Below are 16,961 nucleotides of genomic sequence, written 5' to 3'. Positions count from 1 at the left end.
ATATCGCCTAAATTTGAAAAGCAGCTTTGGAAAAGCTGCTTTTCTCTTAACGATTTTATGGAGCGTCATCAATGCAAAACACTTATGTTTCCTCTCTTGTTTTCGCTTTTCTTGCTTCCCTTTCCATCGCCACCAATGCGGCACCCTCCATCAAACCCGAGGCCCCGGCTTCTATCACCGCACAGATGGCCGAGGTTGAGCAATCCGCCAAGGTAAACCTCAACGCCGCTGATGCCGAAACTCTGCGTCGCGATTTGTTCGGCATTGGTGCCGCGAAAGCCAAGGCTATCATTGCCTACCGCGAGAGCAATGGTCCGTTCACGGCGGTGGACGAATTGCTGGAGGTGAAGGGTATCGGCAAGGCGTTGCTGGAAAAAAATCGCGATCGGTTGTCGATTAATTAATGCCCCCCGCAGGCCGGTCACCGACCGGCCTTTCTTATCACACGTATCGTTGGCATGAAAATTGGTTACCCCTATATAAAAGATTGTTCAACAATCAAGAGGTACTCATGCCAGCAACTCTGTCTCTAGCCGACCAAATCGGTCTGGAACTACGTGCCGATATCATTGGTGGCCGACTCTTGCCGGGTATGGCCTTGGTCGAGGCCGAGCTAGTCAAGTCCTACAATGCTTCTCGCAACACAATTCGCGAAGCCTTGCATCGCTTGGGTCAGGAAGGCTTGACCCGCTACGTGCGCAACAAAGGCGTAATGGTCCGGCGACTCGAGCGTGACGAGGTTCGGGATTTATTTGTCGTGCGCCGTACGCTCGAATTGCAGGCCATTGCCCAAAGTGCTGCGCTTACCCACGAGCAATCCGAACGCATGCAAGACGTTATAGACGCCACCACCCTGGCCCACGAGCGCGAAGATTGGCGATCAGTGGCCACCCATAGCCTATTGTTCCACCAACAAATCGTCGCTCTGCTGCAAAGCCCATTATTCAATGAGTTTTTCGCCCAGATAGTCGCTCAATTGCGCCTGGTGTTTTGCGCCGCGCCCGACGAACAGGACTTCCAGGCGCCTTGGCTGGAACGGGACCGTGAGATTTACAGGTTACTAACCAATAACGACAAGCCAGCCGCCAGCGAGGCGATGAGCCTCTACCTGGACGATTCCGAACACCTTTCCCTCGCTCTCTTTGATCACCCTTGATGGAGGATTGCCCCATGTACAAAGACTATCCCGCCGCGTACCAGGTCAGCAAAGGTTCGGCGTTGCAGGTGGATACGGCGTTCTATGAGCGCATTCGTGATCAAAAGACCCGGCGCACGTTGATCGAACAGTTCGAGGTGCCGATCCGCACGGGCAGGGCGTGGAAGGTGCCGGCCGGGCATGTGTTTCGTGTGACCACGCCGGTGGGCCCGCAGGTCGGCGACTTCAACGTATGGAACGCCAACGACCCACGCGAGCGTTTATGGGCGGCGCGTACGCGTCAGTTGCAGGGAGCCCATGTCAGCACTCACGACCGTTTATGGTCGAACCTGCCCTTTCTAAGGCCCTTGGTCACCATCACCGACGACAGCCTGGCCAACTACGGTATCGACGAGCACGGCGGCCGCCTGCACGATCTGCTCGGTACGCGCTGCGACCCCTATGTGAACCGCATGCTCACCGGCGAAGACTTCCACCACCACTGCCACTCGAATCTGACCCGTGCGGTTTTACCCCACGGCCTGACGGAGTTCGACGTGCACGATGTGCTGAATATTTTCCAATGCACGGGCCTCAATCACGACGACATGTATTTCATGAAAGCCTGCCCCGCGCAGAAGGGCGATTATCTGGAGTTCTTTGCCGAGATCGATCTGCTGTGTGCGCTGTCGACCTGTCCGGGTGGGGATTTGTCGCTGCCGATGTGGGGGCCGGATGCGCAGGACCCGCTGACGGTGTGTCGGCCGTTGGGGGTTGAGGTTTACAAGCTGGAGGACGAGTTGCTGAGTGGCTGGAGCCAGCCGGAACGTGCTGCCTATAAGGGACAGCACGGTTTGCAGATCGCCAGGGCGGCTTGGGAATAACCCAAGGTTCAGCGATCCTGCGCATCCTTGGCATCCGCCTGCGCATTTCGCTCGGCCACGCGCTTGCGTTGTTCGTCGGTGAGTTCAACCTTGTTGGCGCTGTCGCGCAGCATCATCAGGCCACCGACGATCGACCCGATCGCCACCACTAAAATCAACCATGCATACCACGGCATAACGCTCTCCTTGAGGCAGATTGCCGTGGGAGAGTTTTCCCACGGTAATAACTGCTTTGAGTTACAGGCTTTCTGAGTAGTTCAGTGTAGGCCTGTTCCGCCTCAGAAACCTTAAAGCCCTGTCAGCATCGCATCCGCTGGCGCATCGACGCGGTCCTGGGCGGTCAGTTGGAAGTAGATGAAGCCGGCGAGCATAAAGCCCAGGAAGATCAGCCCGATCAAGGCATTGAACCAGGCCATTGCCACCAGGCACACCACCGCCAGTACCAGCGCAATGCCCGGCACGATGGGATAACCGGGTGCGCGGAACGTGCGCTCCAGCAGCGGTTCGGTCTTACGCAGTTTGAACAGGCTGAGCATGCTCATGATGTACATAACGATGGCGCCGAATACGGCCATGGTGATCATTGCCGCGGTCAGGGTCATGCCGCCCAGGTTGATCAGGCCGTCGCTGTAGATGGCGGCGATACCGACCACGCCGCCGGCAATGATGGCGCGGTGTGGTGTCTGAAAGCGCGACAACTTGGTGAGGAAAGGTGGCAGGTAACCGGCGCGTGCCAGGGCGAAGAACTGGCGCGAGTAGCCCAGGATGATGCCGTGGAAACTCGCCACAAGACCGAACAGGCCGATCCACACCAGCATGTGCAACCAGCCGGAGCTGTCGCCCACGACGGTTTTCATGGCTTGTGGCAATGGGTCGTTGATGTTCGACAGGGCGCGCCAGTCGCCCACGCCACCGGCGAAGAACATCACGCCCATGGCCAGGATCACCAGGGTCAGGATGCCGCTGATGTAGGCTTTTGGAATGGTGCGCTTGGGATCTTTCGCTTCCTCGGCGGCCATGGCCGCGCCTTCGATGGCAAGGAAGAACCAGATGGCGAAGGGGATTGCCGCGAACATGCCGGCAATCGCCGGGGCGCCAAAGGTGTCGGAGCCGGCCCAGCCGTTGAGGGCAAAGTTACTGAAGCTGAACGCCGGCGCGACCACGCCCATGAACACCAGCAGTTCGGCGACGGCGAGTACGCACACCACCAACTCGAAGGTGGCGGCGAGTTTCACGCCGAGGATGTTCAGACCCATGAACACGATGTAGGCGCCGACGGCTGCGTGTTTCGGGTCCAGGGCCGGGAACTGCACGTTCAGGTAGGCGCCGATGGCCAGGGCGATGGCGGGTGGCGCGAAGACGAATTCGATCAAGGTGGCCAACCCGGCGATCAGGCCGCCTTTCTCACCGAAGGCTCGACGGCTGTAGGCAAACGGCCCGCCGGCATGGGGAATCGCGGTGGTCAGCTCGGTGAAGCTGAAGATGAAGCAGGTGTACATCGCGGCCACCATCAATGAGGTCACCAGGAACCCCAGGGTTCCGGCTACACCCCAGCCGTAGCTCCAGCCGAAGTACTCCCCGGAGATCACCAGCCCGACGGCGATGCCCCAGAGATGCAAGGTGCCCAAGGTGGGTTTGAGTTGTGTGTTCATCGTGTGGCGCTCCTTGAACGGGTTGGAATGGTTCAAGGTGTTGCAGCGGCCATGCCATGCTGCGCAACCGTGTCGTAAAGCGGCGCAACTGTCGTGTGGGGGATGGTTTGGCGTTTGAAGTTTTGTGGTGTTGCACCAGTCAGGTGCGGCGGTGGCCGGGCCGGCGCTATCGGGGGCAAGCCCCCTCCCACAGGTTGACCTAGGATGTACCCGGGCAAATGTGGGAGGGGGCTTGAACCCCGATAGCGTCCACCCCAGCACCCGCATAAACCCACTCTTTACTCCGTCTTTACGCCCCGCCCACGCCCTCGCTCTCGTTCCTTTACACCATTCCTGCCGACAATTGCCCCACACGCGGCACTCGCCGCTAAACGGAGAGACTTCCATGAGCGTTCTGGACGGGGTGTCACTGCTATTGGCCGTGGCGCTGTTCATTTATCTGCTGGTTGCGCTGTTACGCGCGGATCGGAACTAGGAGCAGGCTATGCACAGTTATGACTATTGGCTGATCATCGCCTTCTTCGCCGTGGTGCTGGTGCCGGCGCCGTTTCTGGGGCGGTTCTACTACAAGGTAATGGAAGGCCAGCGCACCTGGCTGAGCCCCGTGCTGGGGCCTGTCGAAAAAGCCTGTTATCGCCTGTCGGGCGTGGACGCGCAGCAGGAGCAAAGCTGGCAGAAATACATGCTGGCCCTGCTGGCGTTCAACCTCGCGGGTTTTTTGCTGTTGTTCGCGATCCTGTTGTTCCAAGGTTCTCTGCCACTGAATCCGCAGAATTTGCCGGGCCAGGAATGGACGCTTGCGTTCAATACGGCGGTCAGTTTCATGACCAATACCAACTGGCAGTCCTACAGCGGTGAGGCGTCCCTGAGCTACCTCAGTCAGATGGCCGGCTTGACCGTGCAGAACTTCGTCAGCGCAGCCACCGGCCTTGCCGTGCTGGTCGCGCTTTGCCGTGGGATCGGCCGCAAATCCGCGCGCACCCTGGGTAACTTCTGGGTCGATATGACTCGCGCCACCCTGTATGGCCTGTTGCCGCTGTGCCTGGTGCTGGCGCTGTTCCTGGTGTGGCAGGGTGTACCGCAGACCTTCGCCCATTACGTTAATGCCGTAACGATGCAGGGCGTGGATCAAGTGATCCCCCTGGGCCCGGCGGCCAGCCAGATTGCCATCAAGCAACTGGGCACCAACGGCGGTGGTTTCTTCGGCGTCAACTCGGCCCATCCGTTTGAAGACCCGACTGCCTGGGCCAACCTGTTCGAAGTGGCGTCGATCATCCTGATTCCGGTGGCGTTGGTATTCACTTTTGGTCACTACGTCAAAGACCTGCGTCAGAGCCGCGCGATCCTCGGCTGCATGCTGGCGCTGTTCCTGATCGGTGGCGCGACCTCGCTGTGGTCCGAGTACCAGCCCAACCCGACCCTGAACAACCCGGCGGTGGAGCAAACTGCACCGCTGGAAGGCAAGGAAGCGCGCTTCGGCACCACCGGCACCGTGCTTTGGTCGGTGACCACCACCGCCGCGTCCAACGGCTCGGTCAACGGCATGCAGGACAGTCTCAGCCCCCTCAGCGGCATGGTGGCGCTGGTCAATATGATGGTCGGCGAGGTGATCTTCGGCGGCGTCGGTGCCGGCATGTACGGCATGTTGCTCAACGTGTTGATTGCGGTGTTCCTCGCCGGCCTGATGATCGGCCGCACCCCGGAATACCTGGGCAAAAAACTGCAGGCCAAAGAAGTACAACTGCTGGTGGTGACCTTGCTGGTGATGCCGGTTGGCGTGCTGGTACTGGGTGCCATCGCCGCCAGCCTGCCGGGCCCGGCCTCCGCCATCAGCAACCCCGGACCCCACGGCTTCAGCCAGTTGCTCTATGCCTACACCTCCGCCAGCGCCAACAACGGTTCGGCATTCGGCGGCCTGAGTGCCAACACGCCGTTCCACAACCTGATGCTGGGCCTGGGCATGTTGATCGGCCGCTTCGGTTACATCCTCCCGGTACTGGCCCTGGCCGGCAGCCTGGCGATGAAGAAGAGCGCACCGATTGGCCAGAACAGCTTCCCGACCCACGGCCCGCTGTTTGTGACCCTGTTGACCGTGACCATTCTGCTGGTGGGCGGCCTGACTTTCCTGCCGACACTGGCGTTGGGGCCTATCGCTGAACACTTGAGCATGGGCTTCTAGAAAAGGGATATGAAAATGAATATACCTGTAAAAAATGCCGCCCCGGTCAAACCCCAGGAGCCGGCCAAAACCGCCATCTCCGCGCTGTGGCGCCCGGCGCTGGTGCAGTCCTTCGTCAAGCTGGATCCGCGTCAACTGCAACGCTCGCCGGTCATGCTGGTGGTGGAACTCACGGCGATCCTCACTACGGTACTGTGCTTCGTGCCGGACACGGCGGTGCCCACGTTCGTCGCCGTGCAAATCGCCGTGTGGCTATGGTTCACCGTGCTGTTCGCCAACTTCGCCGAAGCCTTGGCCGAAGGGCGTGGCAAGGCTCGCGCCGACAGCCTCAAGGCCGGCAGTGAAGGGCTCAGCGCGCGGCGCAAGGAAGCCGATGGCAGCTTCAAGGTCGTGCCGGCCACCAGCTTGCGTAAAGGCGATGTGGTGCGCGTTGCCGCCGGGGAGATGATCCCCGGTGACGGTGAGGTTATCGAAGGCATCGCGGCGGTCAATGAAGCGGCGATCACCGGCGAATCCGCGCCGGTGATCCGTGAGTCCGGCGGCGACCGTTCGGCTGTGACCGGCAACACGCGGCTGGTTTCCGACTGGCTGCTGGTGCGGATCACCGCCAACCCCGGCGAGTCCACACTGGACCGCATGATCGCGCTGGTGGAAGGCGCCAAACGCCAGAAAACTCCCAACGAAGTCGCGCTGGACATCCTGCTGATCGGCCTGACCCTGATCTTCCTGCTGGTGGTGGTGACGCTGCAGCCGTTCGCCCACTTCGCCAATGGCAGCTTGCCTCTGGTGTTCCTGGTCGCACTGCTGGTGACGCTGATTCCTACGACCATTGGCGGTTTGTTGTCGGCCATCGGCATCGCCGGCATGGACCGTCTGGTGCGTCTGAACGTGATCGCCAAGTCCGGCCGCGCCGTGGAAGCGGCGGGGGACGTGCATGTGCTGCTGCTGGACAAGACCGGCACCATCACGTTCGGTAACCGTCGTTGCGCGGCCGTGCTGGCGGCGCCTGGCGTAAGCGGCCGCGAGCTGGCCGAGGGCGCGCTGCTGGCGTCCCTGGCGGATGACACCGCGGAAGGCAAATCCATCGTCGAATACCTGCGCGCCCTGCACCCACAGGCTGAACCGACCCCGGATGAACTGACCGGCGTGCCGTTCAGCGCCGAAACCCGCTTGTCCGGTGTCGACTACCAAGGCCGCGTGTTCCGCAAAGGCGCGGTGGATTCGCTGCTGGCGTTTATCGGCCAGCAACGCGGCGACCTGCAACCGGCCATGTCGCGGGAGATCGACAAGATCGCCCAGAGCGGCGGCACGCCTTTGCTGGTGTGTGCCGATGGCAAATTGCTCGGCGCGATTCACCTCAAGGACGTGGTCAAACCGGGTATCCGTGAACGTTTCGCCGAGCTGCGCAAGCTGGGGATTCGCACCGTGATGGTCACCGGCGACAACCCGCTGACCGCCGCCGCGATTGCCGCCGAAGCCGGCGTGGATGACGTCCTCGCCGAAGCCACTCCGGAGAAAAAACTCGCGCGCATTCGCCATGAGCAGAATGACGGTCGCCTGGTTGCGATGTGCGGCGACGGCGCCAACGACGCCCCGGCGCTGGCTCAGGCGGATGTCGGCATGGCCATGAACGACGGCACCCAGGCCGCCCGCGAGGCCGCCAACATGGTCGACCTCGACAGCGACCCCACCAAGTTGCTGGACGTGGTGCAGATCGGCAAGGAACTGCTGGTGACCCGCGGCGCGCTGACCACGTTTTCCATCGCCAACGACGTGGCCAAATATTTTGCGATCCTGCCGGCGTTGTTTGCCTCGATCTACCCGCAACTGGGCGTGCTCAACGTGATGCACCTGCAGAGCCCGCAGAGCGCGATCCTCTCGGCGATTGTGTTCAATGCGCTGATTATCGTGGTGCTGATCCCGCTGGCACTGCGCGGTGTACGGGTGCAGGCGGCGAGTGCGGCGGCCTTGCTGCGCCGCAATCTGTTGATCTACGGGCTGGGCGGGATTCTGGTGCCGTTCGTGGGCATCAAGGCCATCGACATGCTGCTGACCGCCTTGCACCTGGTGTAACTCCAAGCCTGTTTGCGTGGTGAGGGCGCTTGCTCGGGCAGCGGCCCCGGCGCCCTCACCACCGGGTTTCTCAACTGATTGAGGATATGAACATGACCCCTATCATTCGCCCAGCCATCAGCCTGTTGGTTCTGATGACTCTGATCACCGGCATCGCTTACCCGTTGGTGGTCACCGGCGTGGCCCAGCTGGCATTCCCCGACCAGGCCAACGGCAGCCTGGTGCGCGACGCCAGCGGCAAAGTGCGCGGTTCCAGCCTGATCGCCCAGGAATTTACCGGTGACCGCTGGTTCCACCCGCGTCCGTCCGCCGGCGCTTTTGCCACGGTGTCGAGCAGCGCCAGCAACCTCGGGCCGAGCAACCCGGCGTTGGCTGCGCGCGTCTTCGACGATGCCACTAAACAGTTGGTGCCCAGCCAGGGGCCGGTGCCATTGGCCTCGCTGACGACCTCTGGCAGCGGACTTGATCCACACTTGCCACCGCAGGCGATTACCTATCAACTGGCGCGCGTGGCGGCGGCGCGGAACGTGCCCGTGGCCACGTTGCAGCGGTTGCTGGATGAACACGTCGAAAGCCCGCTGGTGGGCCCGCCGGTGGTGAATGTGTTGGCATTGAACATGGCCCTGGAAAAATTGTAAGCAGTGAAACCGCCTTCGCGGGCAAGCCCGCTTCCACAGGAGTATGCATTTCAAATGTGGGAGCGGGCTTGCCCGTGAAGGCGGCCTGAAGCGCAACCAATAAACACCGTAAGGAACCAACGAGCATGAGCGACTCCGGCCGCGCCGACGCCCTGTTAGCCGATCTGCCCCGGGACGGCCGTGGCCGGCTCAAAGTCTTTCTTGGGGCCGCGCCGGGTGTGGGCAAGACCTACGCAATGCTCCAGGCCGCCCATACCCAGCTGCGCCAGGGCGTGAAATTGATCGCCGGTGTGGTCGAAACCCACGGCCGCGCCGAAACCGAAGCCTTGCTCGGTGGCCTGCCGCAGCAACCCTTGGTGCGCCGCGAGTACCGTGGCGTGACACTTGAAGAAATGGACCTCGACGGCCTGCTCGCGGCCAGGCCCAAACTGGTGCTGGTGGACGAGCTGGCCCACAGCAACGCCCCCGGCAGCCTCCATGAAAAACGCTGGCAGGACATCCAGGAACTGCTGGCCGCCGGTATCGACGTGTTCACCACGGTTAACGTCCAGCACCTGGAAAGCCTCAACGACCAGGTGCGCGGCATCACCGGCGTGCAGGTGCGTGAAACCCTGCCGGACTGGGTGTTGCAGGAGGCCGACGAACTGCTGCTGATCGACCTGCCATCCCGCGAACTGCTCGAGCGCCTGCGCGACGGCAAGGTCTACGTGCCGGAGCAGGCGCGCGCGGCCATCGATGCATTCTTCACCCAGACCAATCTGATGGCGCTGCGCGAGTTGGCGATGCAGACCGCCGCGGCCCACGTCGACGACGACCTGGCCCAGGGCTACCGCCAACTCGGCCAGGCCGCGCCAGCGGTGCGCGGGCGTTTGCTGGTGGGCGTGGATGGCGATGCCCAGGCCGAACGCCTGGTGCGCCACGCCAGCCGCGTGGCGCAGCGTCGGCATCTGCCGTGGAGCCTGGTGCACATCGACAACGGTCGCGCACGGGACGAACAATCGCGCCTGCGCCTGCAAAACGCCCAGCAATTGGCCGAGCGGCTGGGCGGGGAGGTGGTGCTGTTGCGCGCCGGCGAGGTGGCCAAGACCTTGATCCAGCACGCCGCCGAGCGTCGCGCCAGCCTGCTGCTGGTGGGGCAGTCGCGCAAGCGTTGGCATCGCCAGGTGTTCGGGGGCGGCCTGGCCGCACGGCTGCTGCGCAATGCCCGGGGCCTGGAAATCAACGTGCTCGACAGCGACGATACCCCGGCTGCGCCACGTCTACCGGAAGTGCGCGGCCTGGTGTGGTTCGATTACGCCCTGGCGGTGGTCGCCACCCTGGTGGCCGCTGGCGTGGCGTGGGCGGTGTCCAGTGTGTTGCCGCTGCCGAATATTTCGCTGGTGTTCCTCGCGGCGGTGTTGCTGGTGGCGGTACGCAGCAGCCTGGGACCGTCCCTGGTGTGCGCGGCGTTGTCGTTCCTGACCTATGACTTTCTGTTTATTCCGCCGAACTTCTCATTTGCCATCCAGCGTGAAGAAGACGTGCTGACCCTGTTGTTCTTCCTGCTCATGGCGGCGCTCACCGGCAACCTCGCCGCGCGCCAGCGCCGGCAACTGCAAGCCTTGCGCGATACCCAGGAAGAGACCAGCGAACTGCTCGACCTGTCACGCAAACTCACCGCCGCCACCGACCGCCAGGCGGTAATCAGCGCGGCCGCGCATCACTTGGAGGGCTGGAGCGATCTGGACTTGTGCCTGGTCAATCGCGACGGTCAGGGCGGCTGGACGGTGGAGACCGGCGGCCCGCTGACGTTCACCGAAGCTGAACGCGCCGCCGCCGACTGGGCCTGGCAACACGACCAGCCGGCGGGCATGGGCACCGGCACCTTGCCGTTCGGGCGTTGGTGGTGGTGGCCGCTGTCGGGGGAGGAGGGGCCGCTGGGTTTGCTGGGCGTCAGCGCTAAACCCGGCCTTGAGTTGAGCGGCCAACGCCGTCGCCTGCTCACGGCCTTGAGTCAACCCCTGGCCCAGGCGTTGGCGCGCGCCCAATTGGCGCAGGAGCTGGAGTCCGCACGACTGCACGGGGAAACCGAACAACTGCGCAGCGCCTTGCTCGCCTCGGTGTCCCACGATTTGCGCACGCCGTTGACGTCCATGCGCGGCAGCATCGACAGCCTGTTGGCGCTGGGCGAGGCCATCCCCCTGGAAGATCGTCTCGAACTGCTTGAGGGCACCCGCGATGAGGCCGAGCGCCTCGACCGCTATATCCAGAACCTGTTGGATATGACGCGCCTGGGCCACGGCGCGCTCAAATTGGCGCGTGATTGGGTGTCGCCGGGCGATATCGTCGGCAGCGCCCTGGGCCGTCTGCGCGCGGTGCTGGCGCCGTTGCAGGTGAGCACCGATGTGCCGCCGGAGTTGCCGCTGCTGTATGTGCACGCGGCGTTGATCGAACAGGCGCTGGTCAATGTGCTGGAAAACGCTGCGCGCTTTTCACCGCCCCACGGGCGCCTGCAATTGAAGGCCGGGGTCTTGGACAACCAGCTGTTTTTCGCCGTGGCTGACGAAGGGCCGGGGATTCCCGAGGAGGAGCGCACGAAAATTTTCGATATGTTCTACACCGCTGCGCGCGGTGATCGCGGCGGGCAGGGCACTGGCCTGGGCCTGGCGATCTGCCAGGGGATGGTTGGCGCGCACGGTGGGCATATTCGCGTTGGCGACGGCATCGACGGGCGCGGCACCTGCATCAGTCTGTACCTGCCGCTGCCCACCCAGCCTGGCCTGGAGCGTGAGCCGTGAGCTACCCTGTTTTCTCCCCGGATTTTGATGGAACACCATGAGCCAGACCGCGACGATTTTGGTCATTGATGACGAACCGCAGATCCGCAAGTTCCTGCGCATCAGCCTGGCCTCCCAGGGCTACAAAGTGATCGAGGCCGGTACCGGCAACGAAGGCCTGGCCCAGGCGGCGCTGAGCAAGCCGGACTTGCTGGTGCTGGATCTGGGGCTGCCGGATATGGATGGTCAGCAAGTGCTGCGCGAATTCCGTGAATGGTCGACGGTGCCGGTGCTGGTGCTGTCGGTACGCGCCAGCGAAGGGCAGAAGGTCGAAGCCCTCGACGGCGGCGCCAATGACTATGTGACCAAGCCCTTTGGCATCCAGGAATTTCTCGCGCGGATACGTGCACTGTTGCGCCAGGCCCCGGCGGGTGAGGCGCAGGAAGCCGCGTTGTGCTTCGGCCCGTTGACCGTCGATCTGGCCTATCGCCGCGTGCTGCTGGACGGCGCCGAAGTGGCGCTGACCCGCAAGGAATACGCGGTGCTGGCGCAACTGGCGCGCCACCCCGGTCGGGTGATTACCCAGCAACAACTGCTCAAGGACATCTGGGGCCCGACCCATACCGAAGACAGCCACTATCTGCGCATCGTGGTGGGCCATCTGCGCCAGAAATTGGCGGATGACCCGACGCAGCCGAGGTTTATTGTGACCGAGGCCGGGGTGGGGTATCGGTTGCTGGGGGCGTAAATACGTTTCCGGCGTTTGAGTAGAGGGTATGCCCCAAATCCAGGCGCCTTGGTTTGTCGGGTAAACCACATTGTCTGAAGTGGGGCCGCTTCGCAGCCCAGCGCAGGGCAAGCCTGCTCACCACAACAAGCGTGCTCACCAGGACAAGCCTGACTCCGGCGCCTTCAAGGCTGTTCACTCTCGTACCGATCCAGCGTATCGCTGGCAATCTCCCGGCCAAGGGCGATCAACTCCGGCGCCTTGTAGAACTCAAAAAAACGGCACACCCGCTTGGGCACGTTGATCAGCACATCCGGCGGATAGCCGGCGATTTTGTACTGGGCCAGCGACGTTTGCATCACCTCGAAGCTCTGGTTGATCAGGTCCAGCAGCGACGCCGGGCCGACATTATCGATGATGAAAGATCCGGTCGCCGACTTCGGCGCACCGGGTTTTTCCGGCGCGGCGGCCGGTTGCTGCGATTCGGGTTCGGCCGACTCCAGCCACGGATTGATATCCGCTGCCTGGGCCTGCAGCGCTTCCTGTTCAAGCTTCATTAACTGCTCGGCCTGTTTGCGGCGAAAGGGCAAGTGCGAGCCCAGTGACTTGGCCAGGCTGTTGAAACGACTCTTGAACGCCGGCGGGCGAGGAATGACCGGCAGCTGATAGTGCTTCTGGTTGGTCGCGTTGAGGTTGACGGCGATGATCAAGTCGCAGTGGCTCGAGACGACGGGTACGATCGGTAACGGGTTGAGCAGGCCACCGTCCACCAGCATGCGGTTGCCTTGCATCACCGGTGTGAACAGGCTGGGAATCGCCGCCGAGGCGCGCATGGCCTGATGCAGGCAACCTTCCTGGAACCAGATTTCCTGCTGGTTGGTGAGATCGGTGGCGACGGCGGTGTAGGGGATGCGCAGCTCTTCGATATTCAGTTCGCCGACGATCTTGCGAATCTGTCCGAAGACCTTCTCGCCGCGGATCGCCCCCAGGCGAAAACTCACATCCACCAGGCGCAGCACATCCAGGTAATCCAGGCTTTCGATCCAGCGGCGATATTCGTCCAGCTTGCCGGCGGCGTAGATGCCACCCACCACGGCCCCCATGGAACATCCGGCGATACACGCGATGTCATAGCCGCGCCGCTCGATCTCCTCGATGACGCCGATATGGGCGTAGCCACGGGCTCCGCCGGAGCCCAGCACCAGGGCAACACGTTTCTTCATGGTCCATGTCCTTTCCAACGCAGACGCCCACAATGCACCTATTGAGGGGGCCGCTTCAATGCTCGGCGCCGACCTGCGCAATTTTTCCAGAATAGTCACGCCGCTCGGGTATGCTCTGGCAATCGGCGGGCGTGATTTCCCCTTGGTGGACAAGGCACTTTTCCCCGTGGGCAACGTCTACTCCCTACGACTGTTTCTTCCTTTTGAGGTGTCATCAATGAAAGCCTGGATGTGTGTACCTGTGATCGTGCTGGCCCTGGCCGGTTGTGCCGGGAAAACCGCCTACCGCGACAGCTGCGGGTCGCAATTGGATGCCGCCTGGAAAGAACTGGACCTGGCCAAGGCCGAAGGTTTCGCCGGCACCGTGAGCTATTCCAAAGCCTTGTCGCTGTTGACCGGCGCGAAAACCCAGCAGCAATTCGAAGCGTTTGAAGGTTGTGCCAACAAGGCCGAAAAAGCACGCTTCTATATTCGTGAATCACGCGCCGGCCGTTGATCCGCACCGCGCATCTTGAGCCGTCAGGAAACATACCTTTTCAGGGGAGTCAGTGATGTCAGCGTTGGTTGATCAGTTAGTCGCTCAGGTCATTGGCCTGGAAGTAGGGTTACTGAGCTGCCAGGCTCGGCTCGCTGCCGTCACCGACGATGAGGCCCTGCATGACCTGCGCACTACCGTGCGCCGGCTGCGCAGCCTGCTGCGCCCGTTGCGCGGTTTACCCGGCGTGGAGCAGTTGGAGGACGCAGCGCGGGCGGTCGGCCAATTGACCACGCCGTTGCGTGATCGAGAAGTGCTCGCCACTTATTTGCATCAGCATGGTCATCACGAGGCGGCGGATCGACGCCTGCGGCCACAGCCCGATGCCTATCGTCACGTGGCTCAATCACCTGAGCTTGCGCAGTTGTTACAGATACTGGACGCTTTTCCGCGCTTCATACGAGCGTCCGGACACCAAAAGCTGCTCAAGGGTTTGCGTGCGCGTATCGAAAAGCGCTTGGCCAAGCAATGGCATAAGCTCGGTGCAGCGCTCAAAGAGCCTGGCCACGATCGGCATCGCCTGCGCTTGTTGATCAAACGCGTGCGCTACGCCGCCGAGGCGTACCCGCAGTTGGACAAGCTCCCCGCCAATGCCATCCCGCGTCTCAAGAAAGCCCAGGCTGTGCTTGGCGACTGGCATGATTGCTTGCAGTGGTTGGCCCAGGCCGACCATCAGGTAGACCTGCAGCCCTGTGTAGCGGTTTGGCAGCGCACCCTGGACAAAGCCGAGGGCCAGTCGGATCGCGTGTTGGACAAGCTCAGCGCGCGTTGCTTTTGACCGGTCCGGTTTTTGGCCGGAATAGGCGCTGTACCGCGTAGGCAGGATCGTTAAGATCTGCCTTCTGTCTCTCGCTTTGAGGTCACCATGCACTTCAGTGATTTGCTCGACGCTGCCCGTCATCACCCTCTGGACGTGACGATTCCCGCCGACTGGGGCCAAGGCCGAGCGACTTTCGGCGGCCTGGTAGCCGCTTTGCAATACGAAGCCCTGCGCGCCCAAGTTCCCACCGATAGGCCCTTGCGCTCATTGGCGGTGACGTTTGTTGGCCCGGTGGCGCCTGAGGTCGCCGCCAGTTATCAAGTCGAAGTACTGCGTGAAGGCAAGGCCGTCAGCCAGTTGCTGGGGCGCGTGGTGCAGAACGGTGAAGTGGCCACGCTGGTGCAAGCCAGTTTCGGCGGCGCCCGCGAGTCGGAAATCGACGTAGCCAGCGAGCCACCGCCGACGTTCAAACACTGGGACGATTGCCAGGAGTTGCCCTACATCAAAGGCGTGACCCCTGAATTCATGCGCCACCTGGCGATGCGCTGGAGCGTTGGCGGCCTGCCGTTTACCGGCAACAAATCCCGCGAGATGGGCGGATGGGTCCGACTGCGCGGCGATGTGAAAGAGGAGCCGCTGACCGAAGCGCATATTCTGGCATTGGTCGACGCCTGGCCCCCGGCGTTGCTACCGCACCTCAAGAAGCCGGCGCCCGGCAGCACCCTGACCTGGACCATTGAGTTCATCCAGCCGCTGGCGAAGCTCACGACCCTTGATTGGTGCCAGTACTACGTCAAGATCGAACACGCCCGCGACGGCTACGGCCATGCCGCTGCCGCACTGTGGGGCCCGACCGGCGAACTGATCGCCATCAGCCGCCAGACCGTGGCGGTGTTCGCCTGATCCTCAATGCCGCTGGCGCTGCCGCCAGGCACGCCACCAGCCGCCGCTTACCACAAAGCGCGGAAAGGTCACGAACTGCTCGACCACCAACCGTTGCACCGCATCTTTGCGATCACTGAACGGCTCACTGGCCTGAGCTTCCAGGCTATGCCCATGACGCTGCAACGCCAACCCCGCCAGGATACCGACCACTCCTACGGCAAAACTGGCCACGCTCAGGCTGAACACCCCGGACACGATCAACAGAAACCCGATGATAAACAGCGGCACCGCGATCAGATGCAGCGCCAGATTGGTCGGGTGCTGATGGTTCTGCGGGTAGTGGCGCCATTGCCAGGCGGGGAGATTAGGATGACGTTTGCCCATGGTGATGAATCCTCTGTCCGTTGAAACAACTTGAATAGAGTTTAGGCGGGGTAGGGCGGGGCGGCGAATTGGGGTTGGCTATGGGGGTGATAGTGAGTATGTACTTACAATCACAGATTATTTATTTAATAGGTGTTTTTTTTTTTTTGGATTTCTTAAGCGGAAGCAGCATAGCTTTCAGGGGGGGCGCAGACTAAGTACATTTTTTATGGGGCGTTTTTTTTGATTTTTTATAGATTTGGGGTATCAGTTAGTTAGTCTTGCTTGGTCTGGATTTTTCTTGTTTTGTGCTTGTGAGAATTTTCGTCGGGTTTGTGCGAATCATAGTGTTAGATAGTTAGCGGTTATTTTGTTTTCTTAATTCTTCATTGATTTTATTTTGCGCGAGATCAAGTAGTGAGCATGTGCTGTCAATTGATTTTGAAGTCAGGCTCAGGATGGGAAAGTCCCAGTCAAAATCCTTAATAATTTTTACTTGAAAGCACCCTTCTGTATCGAAAGACGGATACCAGCCTACGTCAAGCAGGAACCCGCTAGGATATTCAACCTGAAGCATATCTTCTTTTAAGTTTTGGAGTTGATGCTCTATGGAAAGGTTTTGCAGGGATGAAAACTCATCATAAGTAATTTTGCCGTGTAAGAAATCTAATGAGATCACTTAGTTAATCTCCTGAACTCACGTTCTGAAATAGGATGGCCGTGAATTGTGTTTGCACTTAGCTCTATGCGAATCCAGCGACTCGGGCTTCCCTCGCTTGCTCCGATACTATCAGGATATTCCATCACTTTCCAAGGTTTGCCGTTAGTAGTAATGCTGCCGTTTCTATAGGCGTCTTTTTCTGTTTTTTCGATGTCAATGCCTGGTTTGTACTTAGCTGGTCCAGATTTTGTTGCGGCTACAATATCTTTCCAGGGTGTTCTCTTTGACGGGCTGTGTTTGTAGCCATGAGCGGTCCACTGAATATTTTCTGGTGCGGGTAACTTTGGTTGCTCTTCGTTTGTCTTTGCACTGTTTTCAGGGTCGTCAGCACTTTTAGCAGGGTGGCATTTACCCGGACACCTACTCAACCCCAGCGGATCCACCCATCCCGTCGGATTAGGCACATACCGATACCCATTGATCCCACCCG

Annotated in this window: 17 protein-coding genes and 1 pseudogene; 12 read left to right on the top strand and 6 right to left on the bottom strand. The window is 61.1% G+C overall.

Annotated features, from left to right (window positions below; genetic code table 11):
• Positions 1 to 71 precede the first annotated feature (71 nt).
• From QRN10_RS21925 to QRN10_RS21915, 3 genes are all read left to right on the top strand, one after another.
• Positions 72 to 404, top strand: coding sequence for a ComEA family DNA-binding protein (locus QRN10_RS21925; RefSeq protein ID WP_034096551.1), 333 nt, complete (start codon positions 72 to 74; stop codon positions 402 to 404).
• Between the two features lie 107 nt (positions 405 to 511).
• Complete coding sequence (locus tag QRN10_RS21920; protein ID WP_285429133.1) at positions 512 to 1,156, top strand: GntR family transcriptional regulator; 645 nt, start codon at positions 512 to 514, stop codon at positions 1,154 to 1,156.
• 14 nt (positions 1,157 to 1,170) lie between these two features.
• Positions 1,171 to 2,019 (top strand): urea carboxylase-associated family protein, encoded by an 849-nt coding sequence (locus tag QRN10_RS21915; protein ID WP_285429132.1) that lies wholly within the window; start codon positions 1,171 to 1,173, stop codon positions 2,017 to 2,019.
• A gap of 8 nt (positions 2,020 to 2,027) precedes the next feature.
• Here QRN10_RS21915 and QRN10_RS21910 read toward each other — a convergent pair whose 3' ends face one another.
• Both QRN10_RS21910 and eat read right to left on the bottom strand, forming a co-directional pair.
• Entirely contained in the window at positions 2,028 to 2,195 is a 168-nt protein-coding gene (locus tag QRN10_RS21910; RefSeq protein ID WP_012722955.1) for a DUF2897 family protein, read from the bottom strand.
• 111 nt (positions 2,196 to 2,306) lie between these two features.
• Positions 2,307 to 3,671 (bottom strand): ethanolamine permease, encoded by a 1,365-nt coding sequence (eat, locus tag QRN10_RS21905; protein WP_285429131.1) that lies wholly within the window; start codon positions 3,669 to 3,671, stop codon positions 2,307 to 2,309.
• Between the two features lie 385 nt (positions 3,672 to 4,056).
• Between eat and kdpF the strand changes: the two genes are divergently transcribed.
• From kdpF to QRN10_RS21875, 6 genes are all read left to right on the top strand, one after another.
• The gene (kdpF, locus tag QRN10_RS21900) at positions 4,057 to 4,146 is read left to right on the top strand and encodes a K(+)-transporting ATPase subunit F (RefSeq protein WP_003218754.1); all 90 of its coding nucleotides are present in this window, start codon (positions 4,057 to 4,059) and stop codon (positions 4,144 to 4,146) included.
• 9 nt (positions 4,147 to 4,155) lie between these two features.
• Positions 4,156 to 5,850, top strand: a complete 1,695-nt coding sequence (gene kdpA, locus QRN10_RS21895) for a potassium-transporting ATPase subunit KdpA (RefSeq protein ID WP_285429130.1) — start codon at positions 4,156 to 4,158, stop codon at positions 5,848 to 5,850.
• Between the two features lie 9 nt (positions 5,851 to 5,859).
• Positions 5,860 to 7,923, top strand: coding sequence for a potassium-transporting ATPase subunit KdpB (kdpB, locus tag QRN10_RS21890; protein WP_285429129.1), 2,064 nt, complete (start codon positions 5,860 to 5,862; stop codon positions 7,921 to 7,923).
• A gap of 92 nt (positions 7,924 to 8,015) precedes the next feature.
• Positions 8,016 to 8,561 carry a potassium-transporting ATPase subunit KdpC gene (kdpC, locus tag QRN10_RS21885; protein ID WP_285429128.1) on the top strand — a complete coding sequence of 182 codons (546 nt, stop codon included), beginning with the start codon at positions 8,016 to 8,018 and terminating at the stop codon, positions 8,559 to 8,561.
• 125 nt (positions 8,562 to 8,686) lie between these two features.
• Complete coding sequence (locus QRN10_RS21880; protein WP_285429127.1) at positions 8,687 to 11,338, top strand: DUF4118 domain-containing protein; 2,652 nt, start codon at positions 8,687 to 8,689, stop codon at positions 11,336 to 11,338.
• Positions 11,339 to 11,375: 37 nt separating this feature from the next.
• Positions 11,376 to 12,065 carry a response regulator gene (locus tag QRN10_RS21875; protein WP_181078277.1) on the top strand — a complete coding sequence of 230 codons (690 nt, stop codon included), beginning with the start codon at positions 11,376 to 11,378 and terminating at the stop codon, positions 12,063 to 12,065.
• 164 nt (positions 12,066 to 12,229) lie between these two features.
• On the opposite strand, the gene QRN10_RS21870 is transcribed toward QRN10_RS21875, so the two are convergent.
• Complete coding sequence (locus QRN10_RS21870; RefSeq protein ID WP_253511447.1) at positions 12,230 to 13,267, bottom strand: patatin-like phospholipase family protein; 1,038 nt, start codon at positions 13,265 to 13,267, stop codon at positions 12,230 to 12,232.
• A gap of 217 nt (positions 13,268 to 13,484) precedes the next feature.
• Between QRN10_RS21870 and QRN10_RS21865 the strand changes: the two genes are divergently transcribed.
• The 3 genes from QRN10_RS21865 to QRN10_RS21855 all read left to right on the top strand — a co-directional run bounded on the left by QRN10_RS21865 (position 13,485) and on the right by QRN10_RS21855 (position 15,465).
• Positions 13,485 to 13,763, top strand: coding sequence for a hypothetical protein (locus QRN10_RS21865; RefSeq protein WP_034096561.1), 279 nt, complete (start codon positions 13,485 to 13,487; stop codon positions 13,761 to 13,763).
• A gap of 55 nt (positions 13,764 to 13,818) precedes the next feature.
• The gene (locus QRN10_RS21860) at positions 13,819 to 14,580 is read left to right on the top strand and encodes a CHAD domain-containing protein (RefSeq protein WP_266248594.1); all 762 of its coding nucleotides are present in this window, start codon (positions 13,819 to 13,821) and stop codon (positions 14,578 to 14,580) included.
• Between the two features lie 87 nt (positions 14,581 to 14,667).
• Entirely contained in the window at positions 14,668 to 15,465 is a 798-nt protein-coding gene (locus QRN10_RS21855; protein ID WP_253511454.1) for an acyl-CoA thioesterase, read from the top strand.
• A 3-nt stretch (positions 15,466 to 15,468) separates the two neighbouring features.
• Here the strand turns inward: QRN10_RS21855 and QRN10_RS21850 are convergent, their stop codons facing one another.
• The 3 genes and pseudogenes from QRN10_RS21850 to QRN10_RS21840 form a co-directional block, all read right to left on the bottom strand.
• Positions 15,469 to 15,831: a DUF962 domain-containing protein gene (locus QRN10_RS21850; protein ID WP_181078284.1), complete on the bottom strand. Its 363-nt coding sequence runs from the start codon at positions 15,829 to 15,831 to the stop codon at positions 15,469 to 15,471.
• A gap of 337 nt (positions 15,832 to 16,168) precedes the next feature.
• Positions 16,169 to 16,489, bottom strand: coding sequence for a hypothetical protein (locus QRN10_RS21845; protein ID WP_253511456.1), 321 nt, complete (start codon positions 16,487 to 16,489; stop codon positions 16,169 to 16,171).
• Positions 16,486 to 16,961 (bottom strand): annotated as a pseudogene (locus QRN10_RS21840) (type IV secretion protein Rhs); the annotation flags it as partial. The pseudogene QRN10_RS21840 and the gene QRN10_RS21845, both read right to left, overlap by 4 nt.

Source organism: Pseudomonas sp. lyk4-R2A-8 (assembly GCF_030209095.1).
GTDB classification, from domain to species: Bacteria; Pseudomonadota; Gammaproteobacteria; order Pseudomonadales; family Pseudomonadaceae; genus Aquipseudomonas; species Aquipseudomonas quebecensis.
The sequence above is the reverse complement of the archived record's forward strand: the minus strand, read 5'-3'. Positions and strand labels throughout refer to the sequence as shown.